Raw genomic sequence first — 17,445 nt, forward strand, 5'->3', positions numbered from 1 at the left:
AATCAGACCGGAAACGAACGAGCGAATGAAGCAGAAATTGACATACCAACAGCTCATCCGAACCGTTCAGCAGTATGTGAAGAAAAAAAGATTGCTCCATTCGAGTGAAACGGTGATAGCGGCGGTTAGTGGCGGCGTGGATTCAATGGTGATGCTGGATTTGCTTGTAACCCTGCAAGAGACTCTGAAATTGAACATCGTCGTTGCCCATGTCAACTATCAGCTGCGAGGAAAAGCATCACACGATGACGAACAATTCGTAAAGAAAACGGCAAATCACTACGGACTCCCCTTCTATAATAAGAGAAGTGAAACCAAGAAGATTGCCGCCAAAAAAAAATTATCGTTACAAGAAACTGCACGAGAAATTCGATATTCGTTCTTTGAGAGTTTGAAACACACTGTAAATGCAAACGTGATAGTTACGGCACATCATAAAGATGACAATGCCGAAACGATGCTCATGAATCTATTGAGAGGAAGTGGAATAGACGGTTTAGCCGGTATTCCACCTCGACGTGATGCGATTGTTCGACCGTTGTTGTGTGTAAACCGTAACGAGATTTTACGATACGCAAAAGAGAAAAAGATCGCATTCAGAAATGATTCTACTAATGCAGAAGATGATTATACTCGTAACTTTCTGCGAAATAAGATCATTCCAGTATTGAAGAAAAGGATCAATCCTTCGCTGAATGAGACACTGTTTCATGAGTCGGAACTCTTCCGGGCTGCTGCAGATTTTACGAATCAAGAGACAAAAAAGATTTTTAAAGAAGTCGTTTCCTCTACGGAAATAGATATCAAAAAAATCTCGGTGCATCATCAATTCATCCAACAGTCGGTTATTCGCCGCTTGTTGAAAACATTGATGGTTGATGCTACATTCAGCAATATCAATTCTGTTATAGAATTGATGGAACAACAAAAAGGGACAATCGTCGAAATACAAAACGATTGGATTGCAGAGCGTCTTTCACAAAGCATCATTGTGCGGAAGAATAACACTACTGCAGCTTTCGAATACAGGTTAGACAGTGTGGGAAGAATTTCCACGGCAAAATTTACACTCTCTGTAAAAAAGTCTGCACTTCCTGACAATAAAAAACGTCTCGATTCGTCTATAGAGTATGTTGATGCGGAAAAAGTGAAATTTCCTATAACCATCCGATCATGGAAAAGCGGCGATGTTTTTTTCCCTCTTGGATTGAACGGACGAAAGAAAGTAAGCGACTTTTTTGGTGAACAAAAATTATCTGGAGAAGAAAAGATGAACGTTCCGCTTGTCATCAGCGAGAACAATATCATCTGGGTGGCTGGGAAACGATTAGATGAGCGCTACAAATTAACCGATTCTACAACATCAACATATCAACTGGCGATGAAACTCAATGGCAAAAAAAACAATCACCGTTAACAACGAAAAATTTGAACCATACATTGATGAAAAAAAGATACAGGCGCGAATCAAGCTGCTTGGAAAAAAATTAAGCAGGGATTATAAAGGACGCACTCCTATTTTCATCGGTGTGTTGAACGGCTCATTCGTATTCTTTTCTGATCTTATCCGCCAGATCACCATTGAATGCGAAGTGGATTTTCTGAAACTTTCCAGTTACGGCGACGCAAAAGTCTCTTCCGGGAATGTTCACTTATTGAAAGATTTGAATTGCCAGGTGATGGGAAGAGATATTGTTATTGTTGAAGATATCATCGATTCGGGTCTTTCAATCGATTTTATTAAAAGAATGCTCCTTGCACAGAACCCAAAATCGTTTTCCGTTGTTGCATTGTTATACAAAACAAAAGCGGTTAAGATCGACTTCCCGATAGAATATATCGGATTCAAAATCCCGAATGATTTTGTGGTCGGTTATGGATTGGATTACGCCCAAAAAGGTCGGAACATCCCCGCAGTCTATAAAATTGTTGAGAAATAGAAATAACTTAGTCTGGAGAATATACTACGATGTCAGAAGAAAAAAAGAACGAACAACACCAAAAACAGGGTGATAAACAACATGAGAAGCGTCAGTTTCTTCCTAAACTGAAGAAGCCAAAAATGTCGAATCGAAACGACGACGAATTCAACTGGGGCAAAGCCTTTCGCGTTGTGTTGAGTTGGTCAGCGATTATTATGGCTGTCTTTGTTGTGATGACTATTTTCAAAGGTGCTGAAGCAACTGAATATGAAATAACATTCACGCAGTATCAGGAGTTATTGAACAATAACCAGATCGCCAAAGCGACTGTAAAAAAATCAAATCTGAATGATTTTGATTTTCATGGTATCATGCGTGAACCGCAAGAGATTACCCTCTCAACCGGAAAACGAGTGAAAGTGGAAAAATTCACCCTCACTCTTCCCTATACGAATATCGATGACGCAGTGATCGCACAATGGAATACCCATAACGTTGCATTCAATATTTCGAAAGATGACGGGATCTGGACGAATATGCTGATCACTGCCCTTCCGTGGATCATCATTATTGGTATCTGGATTTTCATCTTCCGCAGAATGCAGGGCGGAGGCACAAAAGGTATTTTCTCGTTTGGCAAAAGCCGAGCGAAAATGTTGAATGAAGGACAGATCAGAATCACGTTTGCCGATGTTGCCGGTTGCGACGAGGCAAAAACAGAATTGCAGGAAGTGATTGAATTCTTACGCGATCCGGCAAAGTTTCAAAAACTCGGCGGGAAAATTCCACGCGGCGTGTTATTGCTTGGCCCTCCCGGCACTGGAAAAACATTATTAGCTCGCGCGGTTGCCGGCGAAGCAGGGGTTCCATTCTTCTCTATCAGCGGAGCGGACTTTGTAGAAATGTTCGTTGGTGTCGGAGCTAGCCGTGTAAGAGATTTGTTCGATCAAGGAAAGAAAAACGCGCCGTGCATTATCTTTATCGATGAAATCGATGCTGTTGGACGTCATCGCGGTGCAGGTCTCGGCGGCGGACATGATGAACGCGAACAGACTTTGAACCAATTGCTTGTTGAGATGGACGGCTTTGAACAAAACAACGGAGTTATACTGATCGCTGCAACTAATCGTCCGGATGTGCTGGATCCTGCATTAATGCGCCCGGGTCGTTTTGACCGTCAGGTTGTCGTCGATCGTCCGGATGTACGCGGACGTGAGGGAATCTTAAAAGTGCACACGAAAAATATTCCGTTGGCATTGGACATTAAATTGGAAATATTGGCAAAAGGTACACCCGGACTTTCGGGCGCTGATCTTGCCAATCTTGTAAACGAAGCGGCACTTCTTGCTGCGCGCAAAAATCAAAAAGAAGTGACTATGCACGATTTTGAAGAGGCGAAAGATAAAGTGATGATGGGAACGGAACGAAAATCGATGCTCATTTCGGATAAAGAAAAAAAGATTACGGCATACCATGAAGCGGGACATGTACTGGTAGCTAAATTTATTCCGGAATCGGATCCGATCCACAAAGTAACAATCATCCCGCGCGGACGCGCACTCGGTGTAACAACATCGCTTCCAATTGACGAGAAACACACGTACTCAAAACGGTATTTAGAGTCACTGATTGCGATGTTGTTCGGCGGACGAATGGCTGAAAAAATTGTGTTCAATGAATATACAACCGGCGCAGGCAATGATATTGAACGCGCCAGCAATCTTGCGCGCAAAATGGTCTGCGAATGGGGTATGAGCGAAAAAATGGGACCGCAGGCATACGGAGCAAAAGAAGAAGAACTCTTCCTCGGCCGTGAAGTGACAAAACATCACAACTTCAGCGAAGAGACCGGAAGAATGATTGATGAAGAGGTGAAAAAAATTATCTCTACGGGTGAAAAACGTGCCAGTGATATCCTTTCCACGAACATTGATAAACTTCATGCGTTGTCCAATGTGTTGTTGGAACGAGAAATTCTGGACAGTGAGGAAATTGATAAAGTTTTACGCGGCGAACAACTTCCCGCTATCGTAAAGAATGGCAATGGCGCTCCTGTGGCAGATGTTCCATCAATTCCGGTCCCGGTGATTGAACAAGCCGTTGTTGTTGCAGCTCAAACAGATTCGAACGGAAAAAGTGAAAGTAAACCAAAACCTCGCTCCCGTGCACGTAAATCGTAATGTATGATTAACGCTGCGAATATTGATTATAAAGCGGAGATTGCTCGGAAAGCGATTCATTTCTGTTCACTCAGTATACCGATCATCTATTATTTTATCGAACGTGACCTAGCACTGCAGATTCTGGTGCCGGTCACGTTTGGTTTTTTAGTTGTTGACCTTTTGCGGTATTACCACAAACCGACTGCCGATCTCTTTTATATGGTGTTCCGATTTATGTTACGCAAACATGAACAGGACCACACTTCAAAACGATTGAACGGTGCAACCAACGTATTAATTGCCGCAACAATCTGCGTAGTCGTATTCCCAAAATTGATTGTATTGACCGCATTTCCCATTCTTATTATCTCCGACTCTGTCGCTGCATTATTTGGACGGCGGTTCGGGAAGAAAAAATTTTTGAAAAAAAGTGTTGAGGGAAGCACAGCGTTTTTTGTCTTTGCTCTGCTCGTTATTTATTTTACCCCCAAAGTCGAATATTCAAGCACCGAATATCTTATCGGAGCAATTGCTGCGTTGGTCGGAACTGTTGTAGAAGCAGGAGCTTGGAAAATAGACGACAATCTCTCGATTCCACTCTCCGTGGGAGCGATTATGTGGGGATTATATTTTATATTATACCCATCAGTTAATCTGTTCACAATAACTTTTCATTAAACACACATTGGTTATCCCGCTGCACTATGAGGGTAACTTTATCTCAAGATTGTTATGAGTAAACTCAAATTTGGCTTGCCAAAAGGAAGTCTTCAGGAATCCACACTTCAACTGTTATCAAAAGCTGGATTCAATTTTTCTGTTTCGTCACGCTCTTACTTCCCTTCTGTTGATGATGAAGAACTGGAAGGAATGCTCATTCGCGCACAGGAAATTCCACGGTATGTAGAAGACGGCGTGTTCGATGCGGGACTAACAGGTCACGATTGGATCATTGAAAATGGCGTAGATATTGTCAGTGTCTGCGATCTTATCTATTCTAAGCAGTCGATGAGAAAAGTAAAGTGGGTTCTTGCTGTCCACGAAGACTCTTCCGTAAGAACAGTTAAAGATCTTGAAGGAAAACGGATTGCAACGGAAGTTGTAGGCATCACAAAAGCCTATCTGCAGAAACATGGTGTAAAAGCTGCTGTGGAGTTTTCTTGGGGAGCTACAGAAGTAAAAACTCCGGATCTTGTTGATGCCATCGTTGAGGTGACGGAGACCGGCAGTTCACTGCGCGCCAATAAACTCCGCATTGTCGATGTTGTCCTCGAATCCAATACTAAACTGATTGCCAATAAAACCAGTTGGAATGATCCGTGGAAACGAGAAAAGATTGAGAACCTCGCAATGTTATTACAAGGAGCCATCAATGCGGGTTCGCGCGTGGGATTAAAGATGAATCTAAAAAAGGTCGACCTGGAAAAAATTGTCGCTCTTATTCCTGCACTTCGCAAACCAACTATTTCTCAACTTTCGGATTCAGACTGGGTTGCGATCGAAACTATCCTTGAAGAAAAAGTTGTCCGCGCAATCATACCGCAGTTGAAACGTGCCGGTGCTGAAGGGATCATCGAATACCCACTGAATAAAGTGATTTACTAATATCAGAAACAGCTCACAGTTCTTAAAGACCTGTGAGCTGTTTAGAAAATGTCACATGCAATTCCTTTCTTGAATCTCGCCCCATCTCTTTCTACATTTGTGTCACTTGTACCGGGTTAACATTTGGAGACACATTTTGAAATCAATTTCAATTCTGATCCTACTCGCATTACCTCTTCTTTCGCAGACTAATGATTCCCTCTTTCTTCGCGTCGTACTTCCTGAAAAGGACACAGTTGTCTATAGTGCATCACGACATCGGATTGCCGCCTCAACGAACATTACTTCGAGAGCATTCATCAATTACAAAGAAGCAAAAGTGTATGCCAGCGGTGCATTTGTTGGAATGCATTTTATCGCTTCCGACACTACGCAGTTACACATTGCCGTATTCAATGAAAAGGGTGATTCGTTATACAAGGATATTCTTTTTCTGAAACCGGTTTTAAAAAAATATCCAGACGGGGAAATCTATATCGACAACGTCTCATCTCCCCAAGAAGACATGTGGCTGACCGCTGGTGATATTGTTGAAATTCGAATGAGAGGAACTCCCGGGCAGCAGCCAGAATTCTCAATTGATGGAGTGGAATCTGGAATTCCCATGCGCGAAATAACGGCAAAAAACGGTGCGGGAACAGGAAGTTATATTGGTCAATACAAAGTCCTGCCGAATGACAACTGTGTGGACGCTTTGGTTGAAGTCCGTATGAGACGAAATTTTTTTAGCAGTGAAAAGGCAATTGCAAAAGGAAAAATTTCCATTATTCAGGATTCCCTTCCTCGTGTTGCCGAATTAACCGGCAAACGACCTTTTCTCAATGCAGGACTTGGCACGGACCGTTTGGGAGGCGCTAAATTAGGTTTTCTTGTTGAAGGAGTTCGTATACTTATCACGGGAAAAGTTGGTGCTCAATATCGTGTAAAGTTATCCGATGGAATGGAAGCTTGGCTTCCGCAGGAGTACGCGCAACTTCTTCCGATGAATACACCTCTCCCCTCAACACTTACTGGCTCCATCTCCATTAATGGAAATGATTTCGAGGATGTCGTTCGCGTGGGTCTTGGACAAAAAGTTCCGTATACCAGCGAACAAGTAACAGATCCAATGGCAATTGTAGTCAATATATTCGGTGCAACATCGAATACAAATTGGATTACACATCAGCTTTCCGCAATTGGAATTCAACAAGTAAAAAGCACTCAGATCGGTGCAGAACAATTTCAATTAACGATTCTATTAAAGCATAAACAGCATTGGGGGTACGACATATCGTACGAAGGGAGTTCCATGCGAATTCGTGTGCGACGTCCTCCGGTTGTTGCGGATTCCATTAGACCGTTGTTAAAACTGACCGTCGCAATTGATGCCGGACATGGAATCGGAAGCGAAGGAGCGAAAGGCGCAACCGGAGCAATTGAAAAGAACGTTACACTGGCAATTGCCAAGGAACTGAATACACAATTGCAGGCTAAAGGTATCAACACTATTATGACGCGGGAAACTGATGATAATGTGACCATGACAGACCGAGCAGATAAAGTAATCAATGGCGGAGTCCATCTCTTCGTGAGCGTTCATTGCAACTCCATTGGTGAGAGTAGCGATCCTGAACAGATAAAAGGAACAAGCACCTATTATCGTTATCCCGGATACAAATCTCTTTCCGATATTATGTATAAAAAAATGTTGACACTTGGTCTTACAGAATGGGGTGTTACAGGAAATTTCAATTTTTCACTCAGCGGACCAACACAATTTCCAAACGTCCTTGTTGAAACTGCTTTTCTTTCAAATCCTGAAGATGAAATGAAACTGATTGATGAAAATTTCCAGAAGCAGATTGCAACAAAGATTATTGAAGGATTGGAAGAATTTGTGAGGATATATGCAAAATGAAAAGTGAGTTATTTCGTTATGCACTTAAACGGAATCTGGTTGTGCGATTGGAAAACAGACTGCCAAAATAATTTGCAGGATAAACGTTATTGATACTGGAATTATATTAGAAAATTATTAACATGATGACCACTTTGAACGGCAATTCACTTACCATCTCTGATCTGTACTCAACTTCGACAGATTTCACAAATAAAATTACTCTTGCCCCATCTGCAAAAAAAGCGATGCAAAAATCTCGCGCTCTTGTTGAAGAATGGCTTGCAAGTGATGAAGTGATCTACGGTGTGACCACCGGATTTGGTGAATTTGCGAATGTACGCATACCATTGGATAAGATTGAACTATTGCAGCGAAATCTTATTGTCAGTCACGCCGCCGGTGCCGGCGACCCGCTGCCGTATGAAGTCGTGAGGGCAATGATGGTCCTTCGCATCAATGCACTTGCAAAAGGTTTTTCCGGCATACGACCTGAAACAGTGGAGTTTATCGTGCGCTTTTTTAATGCGGGACTCATTCCGGTTGTTCCGTCGCAAGGATCAGTCGGCTCAAGTGGTGATCTCGTACAATTGGCTCACCTTGTTCTTACTATGATGGGACATGGAAAAATATTCAACAGCAAGTCAGGAAAAATAGAAAATGCAAAATCACTTTTAACAAAAAATAAATTACGCCCGCTCCGTTTGACTGCAAAAGAAGGTCTTGCACTCATCAATGGCACACAAATGATGACCGCGTATGCTTCCCTCATCACTCACGAATCTCTGCAATTGATGAAGCTGGCCGATATCTCTTGCGCATTGAGTGTTGAAGCATTAAAAGGAACCGATACTGCCTTCGACGAACGAATTCACAAACTCCGTCCGTATAAAGGACAACTTGCCGCTGCTGCAAATCTTCGAACTCTGTTGCAACAAAGTGAGATCCGTGAATCGCACAGACACAACGATGATCGCGTACAGGATGCTTATTCGTTACGATGTGCACCGCAGGTCCATGGAGCTTCGCGCGATGCGCTGGAGTACGTCGCTTCGAAAGTCGAGATCGAAATCAACTCTGCCAATGATAATCCACTTATTTTTCCGGATGATAAACAACATCTGGAAGGAGGAAATTTTCACGGACAACCGATGGCGCTGGCAATGGATTTTGCTGGAATTGCGATTGCAGAATTTGCCAACATCTCCGAACGACGAATCGAACGAATGGTCAATGGCGCGCTGAGTCGTCTTCCCCGCTTTCTTACAACCAACGGAGGATTAAATTCCGGATTAATGATTGCACAGTACACCGCCGCATCGCTTGTATCGGAAAATAAAGTGCTTGCACATCCGGCAAGCGTTGATTCAATACCCACTTCCGCAAATCAAGAAGATCACAATTCCATGGGATCAATCGCAGCCCAAAAATGCTGGCGGATCTTAAAAAATGCACAGACAGTGATTGCCATTGAAATGATGACTGCCGCACAAGGAATTGATTTTCATGCACCACTCAAATGCGGCAAAGGAACGAACGCTGCATATCAAACAATCCGCAATAACATCCCCCATCTTAACGAAGACCGAATTTTACACAACGATATACAGAAAGCATTGGGACTGGTGAAAAATGGTGCCGTACTTTCAACTGTTGAACGAAAGATCGGTTTACTAAAATAAATTCCGTCCATGGACAATGCAAGTCTGAATAAAACACATTTGAGATAGCCTCTACTAACAATGTTGTTTTAGTAATTATTGCAGATTGTTTCCTGAACGACATTCTTTACACCCTTCAGATTATTTCCAGAAAAAAGACTCTCTCTTTTCGTATATTATATGGAAATGAAGCCAACTATTGAAATAATGTCCCCGGCCGGATCGTGGGATTCCCTTTCCGCAGCACTACACGCTGGTGCAGATTCAATCTATTTTGGTGTGGAACAATTAAACATGCGGGCTAAATCTTCGAATAATTTTACGTTTGAAGACCTTCCAAAAATTGCTGAGCGTTGTGCAGAGTATCATGCAAGATCTTACATTACACTCAATACCATTATGTATGATCACGACCTTCAGCTAATGAGAAAAATTGTCGACGCATCCAAAGCAAACGGAATTACTGCCGTCATAGCATCAGATCATTCTGTAATGATGTATGCAAAAAAGAAAAATGTTGAACTGCATATATCCACACAAATGAATATTACCAACATCGAAACGATCGAATATTTTTCCGCATTTGCCGATGTGATGGTGCTTTCACGCGAACTTTCACTCTCACAAGTATCCGATATTACACGCCAGATTAAACGCAAAAATATCTGCGGACCGTCCGGTAAGTTAATTCAAGTGGAAGTGTTTGCCCATGGGGCTCTTTGTATGGCAGTATCCGGAAAATGTTATCTCAGTCTTCATACTCATTTTTCATCCGCCAACCGTGGTGCATGCATTCAAAATTGCAGACGCGACTATATCGTTACAGATAAAGAGACAGGGTATGAACTCGAAATTGACAATGAATATATCATGTCGGCAAAGGATCTTTGCACAGTCGATTTCTTGGATAAGATAATCAACGCCGGGGTGAGTGTATTGAAGATTGAAGGAAGAGGACGTTCCCCGGAATATGTCCACACAACAACGAAATGTTATAAAGAAGCGGTACTTTCCATTATGGAAGGAACGTACACAAAAGAAAAAATCAATCTATGGAAGGAAGAACTTTCTACAGTGTACAACCGTGGATTTTGGGATGGCTATTATCTCGGTAGGACAATGGGAGAATGGAGCAATTCCGAAGAGTCTCTTGCCACAAAACGAAAGATTTATCTTGGCAAAGGGTTGAACTATTTTGAACAACCGAAAATTGGATATTTCAAAATTGAATCTCAATCACTCGATGTCGGAGATGAAATTATTATTACCGGCCCAACCACAGGATATGTTCATGCCATAGCAACGGAACTTCGCGTCAATGATATAAGCGTCCAACACGCGGTCAAAGGTGATTGCGTGACAATTCCCATCAACGAAATGATCCGACCGTCAGATTCGATCTATAAATTGGTCGAAAACAGAACGGGAGATGCGCAGTAGAAATCGGATGATTCGCATTATTCACTTTAGAGAGAAATGTATCGGCTGTAATGCGTGTGTTGAACTTGCACCCGAACGCTGGAAAATGTCCAGGAAAGATGGGAAAAGCGTTCTTCTGGAAGCAAGTGAGAAGAATAATATCTTTACCACTCTTGTCGGTGATGATGAGTGGAAAAAAAATCACCTTGCCGCAAAAATGTGTCCAACAAATATTATTAAAGTAGAAAAGATTCAAAGAAAATTGTAGATTAGAATAATAATTTATTTTAGGACACACTATGACACTCTCAAAAGATTTTATCCGTACGATTCCCAAAGTTCTCCTGCACGACCATCTGGATGGCGGCGTTCGCCCACAGACTGTGATTGAACTAGCCAAAGAACAAAAATATGACAAACTCCCCACGAGTGATCCGGGAGAGTTAGATCAGTGGTTTCAGCGAGGTGCACAGCGTGGAAGTCTTCCATTGTTTCTGGAAGGTTTCGAGCATACGTGCGGAGTCATGCAGACCGAAGAAGCATTGGAGCGAGTTGCATATGAAACCGTTGAAGACATGAAACTTGACGGCGTTGTCTATTTCGAAACCCGATTCGCACCGGTATTTCATACCGGTAAGGGACTTTCCGTATCGAGGATTATAAAGTCCGTTCTGAAAGGATTGGAACGTGGTAAAAAAGATTTTGGAGTCCATTACGGAGTGATCATCTGTGCTATGCGACATATGGAACCAACGGTTTCATTGGAGGTTGCCGAACTCGCCGTCGAGTTTCGAAATCAAGGTGTAGTCGGATTCGACCTTGCTGGTGAAGAAGGAGGATATCCTCCAAAAAAACATGTTGATGCATTCCACTACATACAGCGGGAAAATTTCAATATTACAGTCCATGCAGGCGAAGCATTTGGGAAAGAATCGATTTGGCAGGCAATCCAATGGTGCGGCGCACATCGCATAGGTCACGGCACACGATTGATTGAAGATATGAAAGTAAAAGATGGTGAGGTGTTGTCCATGGGAACGCTCGCACAATATGTTCTGGATAAACGTATCCCGATTGAAATCTGCCTGACCAGCAATCTTCATACGGGTGCCGTCCGTTCTATCGAAGAACATCCTTTTCCAATCTATCATAAATATAAATTCCGGCTAACGCTGAATACTGATGATCGTTTGATGAGCGGAATTACGTTGACAGATGAATATTATCTTGCGCATCAAACATTTGGTCTTGACCTTGCTGCTTTAGAAAAGATTACAATCAATGCGATGAAATCTGCTTTTATACCTTACAAGGACCGTATTAAGATTATCTATGACACATTAAAACCGGGATATGCCGAAGCGAAGAAACGAATGTAATTGCTCTGTTGACGCAGATGTTTACGCATATTAAAACTACAAAACCCGAGAAACTATTTTTTTTACCGTAAGGTAAGAGAAAATGAAAAAAAAGTTTACTCTTGATGACGCTGTTATTGTGGCGGTTAAAGCTTTAAAGAATTTTGATACCACTTTTGAAGATAAATTACTTCACTATCTTAGAACAACGAACTATACGGTTGAGTTAATAATTAATTTTTGCTGACAAAGTCTCTATGAGATGTAACGTAAACTCATCTGCGAACCCATCAGTGCAATCTACCAAATCATAATGATTTTATTTTTTCTAAGACACGGCGAAGCAGGACATCATTATAATACTGACTTTGAACGGGAACTCACGAATGACGGAAAACATGCGGCAGCAAATGTCGGCAAGTTCTTTACGGAAATGAATATGCATTTCACCCATGCATTTGTGAGTCCGCTTGTTCGTGCCCAACAGACAGCTCAGACCGTTCTGCAAAAATTACCTCCTGTCGTCCTGACTGAAACAAAACACCTTACACCTGAAAGTGATCCCCGAAATTTATTTGAACTGCTTCGTTCGTATTCAAACGACAGCGGCATTTTATTAGTCACTCATGAACCATTCGTCAGTACATGCATTTCAACATTGATTAGCGGGACGGAAAACGTCAACGTTGTCATGAAACCGACAACACTCGCCTGTGTGGAAACTACAGGAGCCCCATCCCACGGCAACGGAAGATTACGATGGATTGTCACACCGCAGATTATTGAACACCTTCTGAAGCTGCCAAAAACAGCCTCGTAAAATTTCCTTTGGAAATTCTCTCAATTTTCGGTTTCTTATAGTCGTTTATCATCAAAAAAGGGCAAAAAAAGACTATGGCAAAGAAAAAAACCTCTTTAACTCATTCACTTGTGGAAGGGCTTTCCAGACTTTCAAAAAATCTTTGGTGGGCATGGCATACAAATGCCCAATCAATTTTTAGAGAACTCTCTCCTCAGTTATGGGAAAAAACCAATCACAACGCATCCTGGTTAATGGCGGATATTACCGAGAGTGAAATTCTTGCACGTCTCGGCGATAAAAATTTTGCACAACACGTAACGGATGTATTGCAAGAGTTTGATGATTACATGAGCAATACAAAAACCTGGTCTGCATCAAAGGCAAAAGCGTTGAAGAAGCCAATTGCATATTTTAGCGCAGAATTCGGACTCCATGAAAGTGTCCGTATTTATTCCGGTGGACTTGGAATTTTAGCCGGGGACCATACAAAATCGGCAAGCGATCTCGGTGTCCCCTTTTACGGTGTGTCGCTCTTTTATCGTGAAGGATATTTTGAACAACGAATCAGTGTAGATGGCTGGCAGCACGAACAATACCTTCAGATAGATCTTAAGCGACAGCCGACTGAGATGGTTACGGATAAAAAAGGTAATCCTATTGTCTGTTCTGTTCAGATCGGTTTCAGCAAAGTCAATTTTATTGCCCGTAGGCTCGCTGTAGGCAGAAGCAATATTTTATTGTTAGATACAAATCTTAAAGAAAATGAAGAACGCTATCGTGATATTACGGCGCACGTCTATGGCGGCGATTCCACTACACGAATTGCACAAGAGATTGTTCTCGGTGTCGGTGGTGTACGAATGCTGCGAGCAATGGGAATCAATCCTGCCGTATATCATATGAATGAAGGACACTCTGCATTCTTAACGCTGGAATTACTACGGGAACAAATCGCGAAAGGTCTTTCCAAAGAAAAAGCGATGCAGTACGTGATTAAAGAATGTATTTTTACAACTCACACACCTGTTCCGGCGGGTCACGATAGATTCTCCAACGATCTAATGAAATTCGTTTTTGATCAGCATGTTCATCATTACGGTATGACCATGGAAGAGTTGATCCACTTCGGACGCGAACATGCCAATAATCCTCACGACATTTTCTGCATGACGGTATTGGCAATGAAAATGTCCCGCACGGCAAACGGAGTAAGCGAATTACACGGAGCTGTCAGCCGCGAAATGTGGAAGCCACTCTATCCGAAAGCAAAAAATATTGATGCTGTTCCAATCGGGTTCGTTACCAATGGTATTCACGTTGAAAGCTGGGTAAATGAAAAGACAAACACATTCTGGACTGATAAACTTGGAAGTGATTGGAATAATCACTTTCTTGAGCCCGCATTCTGGCAAAAAGCTGTCGATCCGAAAAAGATCTCCGATGAAGAATTGTGGGCGTTGCGCTATAATCTCCGTCGTCAATTGATTGAGTTTGCACGGCATAGATTGCATGAACAACATTCTCGATACGGCAACGGAACCGCCGCATACGAATCAATTTTAAATCCTGACGCACTCACCATCTGTTTTGCACGACGGTTTGCAACATATAAACGCGCACCGTTGATCTTCACCCATTTTGAAAAAATTCTGAATGTCTTCAATACTCTCGAAAAACCTGTCCAGGTAATTTTTGCCGGAAAAGCACATCCACGCGATGATGAAGGAAAGAAGTTCATTCAAAAAATTATCGATATTACCAAACATCCTAATCTCTTCGGCAAAGTAATCTTCCTTGAAAATTACGATATGAACCTCGCACGCTATCTTGTCTCAGGCGCCGATGTTTGGCTGAATAATCCCCGCAGACCATTGGAAGCAAGCGGAACCAGCGGTCAGAAGGTTAGTATCAATGGCGGAATGAATTGCAGTATTATGGACGGCTGGTGGCGCGAAGGATATGACGGACATAACGGATGGTCAATTGGAGGCGACGAACAGCCCGCAGACGCACATGTTCAGGATACGCAAGACTCACAGTTTTTATACGAAGTATTAAGCGAACAGATCATCCCTGAATTTTATGACCGCGATGCAAACGGTATCCCGAAAAAATGGATCAAACGGATGCGCCGAGCCATTGCTACTCTCGTTCCTCAGTATAATACTCACCGTATGGTAGCAGAATATGTGAAGAAGTATTATATCTGATTGTTTATAAAAAGCACCAACAAACAACGCCTGGGTGAGAAGTTCAGGCGTTTTTGTTTTAAAGAACAAGAAGCGTATATGTTAACCAATCCTATTCCTGGTATTAGAGTCCTTCAAATGCTTTTTTGTAACTGCTCAGCTATTATTTTGGTGAATTATGAATTACTTTTCATTCTGGGTCTCGACTTTTTTTGGCCGGGACGAAGCTTCGCTATACGGAATACCGCACAAAACAAAATGATGACGGCAAATCTGATCTTATCAGGATTAGCTCCAAAAAAATTTCAATTCCATATCCGCGATAATCCATTCTTTCTGTGTCATCCGTGTTCTATTTCCGAAACTACCTCAGACCCTTCGCTACGCTCAGGGTGGCAGACATTCTACATCCCCCCTGTCACTTTTGAAAATATTATATTTTGTTTTTTCCTTCGCTGAGTAGTTACGCTTTTTTAGGACATAAATGTTTGATTTTATTCAATAGATTGAGGTTTTTTGACTTTTCAACTTTGCTTAAAAAGGAAGATTATTGACTTTTAAGGCATTCGAAACGGGATAAGTAAAGCTGGCACTTTTGCTCCCTAGAGGGCTAGCAAGAGTAACGTTGGAGAAGGTACCTCTGTACAACCGGTATTAAATTTCTCTTACAATGTTGATTTCGCTCACACAATAATCAATTTTTTTGTATTTTATTCTATAAAGAAAATCACAGACTCATTCACTTATCCTTTATAGTACGTTAGATGAAACAATTACTGAAGGTTGTTAAATGGACCGCAATTATCGCAGGTGTTGTGGCAATTCCTATCCTTATTAAAAAGAGGATTGAAAAATCCGAACGTGACAGCGAAAATGTCCGTTACGACACGAACGATTACATTTCCGAAAGTGGACTGTAACACCAACAATAAAAAAGGTCAGCATTTCGCTGACCTTTTTTTCTACCCACAATCGTCCATCGCCAAGCAATACTCACTACTGGATTTTTTCCACCTTAATCATGTTCGTTGTATTTCTCGACATTAAAGGAATGCCTGCGGTAATCACCACGTAATCTCCTTTTTTCAGATATCCCAAATCCGTCAATGAAAGATTTACTCTCGCAATGGTCGTATCTGTCTCACCAACTTCAAAACTTTTTATCAGTAATGATCGGACACCCCAGATAAGATTTAGTCGTCGTTGGATTCGTTCGCGATCTGCAATACCAATCACCTGCGCGGATGGCCTATATCGTGAGATCGCCTTTACCGTCGAACCGGAATGCGAAAAACAAATAATCGCCGCTGCATTGATCTGTTTTGCAAGAATACACGCCGAACGTCCGAGCGCTTTAAACACCGCGTCATTTTCTGATCCGACTTCATCTTCCAGATAAAGTTTATCTTTCGCTTCTTCTTCTACGCGGCGGATAATTGTGTCCATCGTCTTCACAACAATCACCGGATATTTCCCGACTGATGTTTCGCCGCTTAACATCACTGCATCCGCACCATCAAGCACAGCATTGGCAACATCATTCGCTTCTGCCCGCGTCGGGCGGGGATTCTCGATCATCGAATCCAACATTTGTGTTGCAATGATGACCGGCTTTCCGGCTGCATTGGCTTTTCGTGCAATCATCTTTTGAGCAAGCGGAACTTCTTCTGTTCGACATTCTACTCCGAGGTCGCCGCGCGCCACCATCAACCCGTCTGATTCATGAATAATCGCATCAATATTTTGAAGCGCTTCGTCTTTTTCAATTTTCGAAATAATCGGTAACTTTTTCCGTTTGTCGATATTATCAATAATAAACTCCCGCAGTTGCACAACATCCTGAGCGGAGCGGACAAATGAAAGTGCAACATAATCGATATCGTTTGCAATACCGAATAACAGATCCTCTTTGTCCTTCTCCGTCATGGAAGGAGCACTCACAGAAACGCCCGGAAGGTTAATCCCTTTATTGCTCTTCAAAATTCCGCCATGAACAACTTCCGTCACAACTTCCCGTGCAGTGGTGGATACTACTTTAAATTGGAGCAGTCCATCATCCATCAGAATCGTATCACCCGGTTTCACATCGGTGGGCAAATATTGATATGTGGTGGAAACTTTATGATTCTCGCCAAGCATCTCGTCGATTGTGATGGTGAGCAGTTCTCCCTCGTTCAACACCATCGGTTCTTTTAATTTTCCCGTGCGAATTTTCGGACCTTGAAGGTCAAGCAAAATGGCAATCGGTTCGTCAGAGATCTTTGCCGCTTCTCGAACCCGATTCATCATCCCTAAATGGTCTTCGTGTGAACCGTGTGAAAAATTCAATCGTGCAACATCCATACCCGCTTCAATCATTTTCACCAATGTTTCCACCGATGAGGATGCGGGTCCGAGTGTACATACTATTTTCGTTCTTCCGTATTTTCTTTTTTCTTGTATCATAGA

At 42.2% G+C, this 17,445-nt stretch carries 15 protein-coding genes; 14 read left to right on the forward strand and 1 reads right to left on the reverse strand.

What is annotated here, in order from left to right; genetic code table 11:
* The first annotated feature begins 25 nt into the window (after positions 1-25).
* From tilS to WDA22_10410, 14 genes are all read left to right on the forward strand, one after another.
* Positions 26-1,417, forward strand: a complete 1,392-nt coding sequence (gene tilS / locus WDA22_10345) for a tRNA lysidine(34) synthetase TilS (GenBank protein MFA5833862.1) — start codon at positions 26-28, stop codon at positions 1,415-1,417.
* Positions 1,392-1,940 (forward strand): hypoxanthine phosphoribosyltransferase, encoded by a 549-nt coding sequence (gene hpt / locus WDA22_10350; GenBank protein MFA5833863.1) that lies wholly within the window; start codon positions 1,392-1,394, stop codon positions 1,938-1,940. Before tilS ends, hpt begins: the two co-directional genes overlap by 26 nt.
* Before the next feature lie 29 nt (positions 1,941-1,969).
* Positions 1,970-4,102 carry an ATP-dependent zinc metalloprotease FtsH gene (gene ftsH, locus WDA22_10355; GenBank protein ID MFA5833864.1) on the forward strand — a complete coding sequence of 711 codons (2,133 nt, stop codon included), beginning with the start codon at positions 1,970-1,972 and terminating at the stop codon, positions 4,100-4,102.
* 3 nt (positions 4,103-4,105) lie between these two features.
* Positions 4,106-4,762 (forward strand): dolichol kinase, encoded by a 657-nt coding sequence (locus tag WDA22_10360; GenBank protein ID MFA5833865.1) that lies wholly within the window; start codon positions 4,106-4,108, stop codon positions 4,760-4,762.
* A 54-nt stretch (positions 4,763-4,816) separates the two neighbouring features.
* Entirely contained in the window at positions 4,817-5,689 is an 873-nt protein-coding gene (gene hisG, locus WDA22_10365) for an ATP phosphoribosyltransferase (protein MFA5833866.1), read from the forward strand.
* Positions 5,690-5,825: 136 nt separating this feature from the next.
* Complete coding sequence (locus WDA22_10370) at positions 5,826-7,589, forward strand: N-acetylmuramoyl-L-alanine amidase (protein ID MFA5833867.1); 1,764 nt, start codon at positions 5,826-5,828, stop codon at positions 7,587-7,589.
* Positions 7,590-7,711: 122 nt separating this feature from the next.
* Complete coding sequence (hutH, locus tag WDA22_10375; GenBank protein ID MFA5833868.1) at positions 7,712-9,250, forward strand: histidine ammonia-lyase; 1,539 nt, start codon at positions 7,712-7,714, stop codon at positions 9,248-9,250.
* Between the two features lie 165 nt (positions 9,251-9,415).
* Complete coding sequence (locus WDA22_10380) at positions 9,416-10,669, forward strand: peptidase U32 family protein (protein ID MFA5833869.1); 1,254 nt, start codon at positions 9,416-9,418, stop codon at positions 10,667-10,669.
* A gap of 7 nt (positions 10,670-10,676) precedes the next feature.
* Positions 10,677-10,916 (forward strand): ferredoxin, encoded by a 240-nt coding sequence (locus tag WDA22_10385; protein MFA5833870.1) that lies wholly within the window; start codon positions 10,677-10,679, stop codon positions 10,914-10,916.
* Between the two features lie 31 nt (positions 10,917-10,947).
* A complete protein-coding gene (locus tag WDA22_10390; protein MFA5833871.1) occupies positions 10,948-12,027 on the forward strand; it encodes an adenosine deaminase in 1,080 nt (359 codons plus the stop codon).
* 82 nt (positions 12,028-12,109) lie between these two features.
* Positions 12,110-12,253: a GxxExxY protein gene (locus tag WDA22_10395; GenBank protein MFA5833872.1), complete on the forward strand. Its 144-nt coding sequence runs from the start codon at positions 12,110-12,112 to the stop codon at positions 12,251-12,253.
* A 66-nt stretch (positions 12,254-12,319) separates the two neighbouring features.
* A complete protein-coding gene (gene sixA / locus WDA22_10400; protein ID MFA5833873.1) occupies positions 12,320-12,826 on the forward strand; it encodes a phosphohistidine phosphatase SixA in 507 nt (168 codons plus the stop codon).
* A gap of 74 nt (positions 12,827-12,900) precedes the next feature.
* On the forward strand, positions 12,901-15,018 hold the full coding sequence (glgP, locus tag WDA22_10405) for an alpha-glucan family phosphorylase (protein MFA5833874.1): 2,118 nt from the start codon (positions 12,901-12,903) through the stop codon (positions 15,016-15,018).
* A gap of 743 nt (positions 15,019-15,761) precedes the next feature.
* Positions 15,762-15,917 (forward strand): hypothetical protein, encoded by a 156-nt coding sequence (locus WDA22_10410; GenBank protein ID MFA5833875.1) that lies wholly within the window; start codon positions 15,762-15,764, stop codon positions 15,915-15,917.
* A 76-nt stretch (positions 15,918-15,993) separates the two neighbouring features.
* Here WDA22_10410 and pyk read toward each other — a convergent pair whose 3' ends face one another.
* Positions 15,994-17,442, reverse strand: coding sequence for a pyruvate kinase (pyk, locus tag WDA22_10415; GenBank protein ID MFA5833876.1), 1,449 nt, complete (start codon positions 17,440-17,442; stop codon positions 15,994-15,996).
* Between the last annotated feature and the right edge of the window lie 3 nt (positions 17,443-17,445).

The sequence above is a fragment of the Bacteroidota bacterium genome (assembly GCA_041658205.1).
In the GTDB taxonomy this organism is placed as follows: domain Bacteria; phylum Bacteroidota; class Ignavibacteria; order UBA10030; family UBA8401; genus UBA8401.

Excerpts from the sequence above, each read along its gene's own strand:
- WDA22_10380 (MFA5833869.1), top strand. The coding sequence starts at position 9,416 with ATGAAGCCAACTATTGAAATAATGTCCCCGGCCGGATCGTGGGATTCC.
- WDA22_10360 (MFA5833865.1), top strand. The coding sequence starts at position 4,106 with ATGATTAACGCTGCGAATATTGATTATAAAGCGGAGATTGCTCGGAAA.
- hisG (MFA5833866.1), top strand. The coding sequence starts at position 4,817 with ATGAGTAAACTCAAATTTGGCTTGCCAAAAGGAAGTCTTCAGGAATCC.
- WDA22_10410 (MFA5833875.1), top strand. The coding sequence starts at position 15,762 with ATGAAACAATTACTGAAGGTTGTTAAATGGACCGCAATTATCGCAGGT.
- WDA22_10385 (MFA5833870.1), top strand. The coding sequence starts at position 10,677 with ATGATTCGCATTATTCACTTTAGAGAGAAATGTATCGGCTGTAATGCG.
- hutH (MFA5833868.1), top strand. The coding sequence starts at position 7,712 with ATGATGACCACTTTGAACGGCAATTCACTTACCATCTCTGATCTGTAC.
- WDA22_10395 (MFA5833872.1), top strand. The coding sequence starts at position 12,110 with ATGAAAAAAAAGTTTACTCTTGATGACGCTGTTATTGTGGCGGTTAAA.
- ftsH (MFA5833864.1), top strand. The coding sequence starts at position 1,970 with ATGTCAGAAGAAAAAAAGAACGAACAACACCAAAAACAGGGTGATAAA.
- tilS (MFA5833862.1), top strand. The coding sequence starts at position 26 with ATGAAGCAGAAATTGACATACCAACAGCTCATCCGAACCGTTCAGCAG.
- WDA22_10390 (MFA5833871.1), top strand. The coding sequence starts at position 10,948 with ATGACACTCTCAAAAGATTTTATCCGTACGATTCCCAAAGTTCTCCTG.
- hpt (MFA5833863.1), top strand. The coding sequence starts at position 1,392 with ATGGCAAAAAAAACAATCACCGTTAACAACGAAAAATTTGAACCATAC.
- sixA (MFA5833873.1), top strand. The coding sequence starts at position 12,320 with ATGATTTTATTTTTTCTAAGACACGGCGAAGCAGGACATCATTATAAT.
- glgP (MFA5833874.1), top strand. The coding sequence starts at position 12,901 with ATGGCAAAGAAAAAAACCTCTTTAACTCATTCACTTGTGGAAGGGCTT.
- pyk (MFA5833876.1), bottom strand. The coding sequence starts at position 17,442 with ATGATACAAGAAAAAAGAAAATACGGAAGAACGAAAATAGTATGTACA.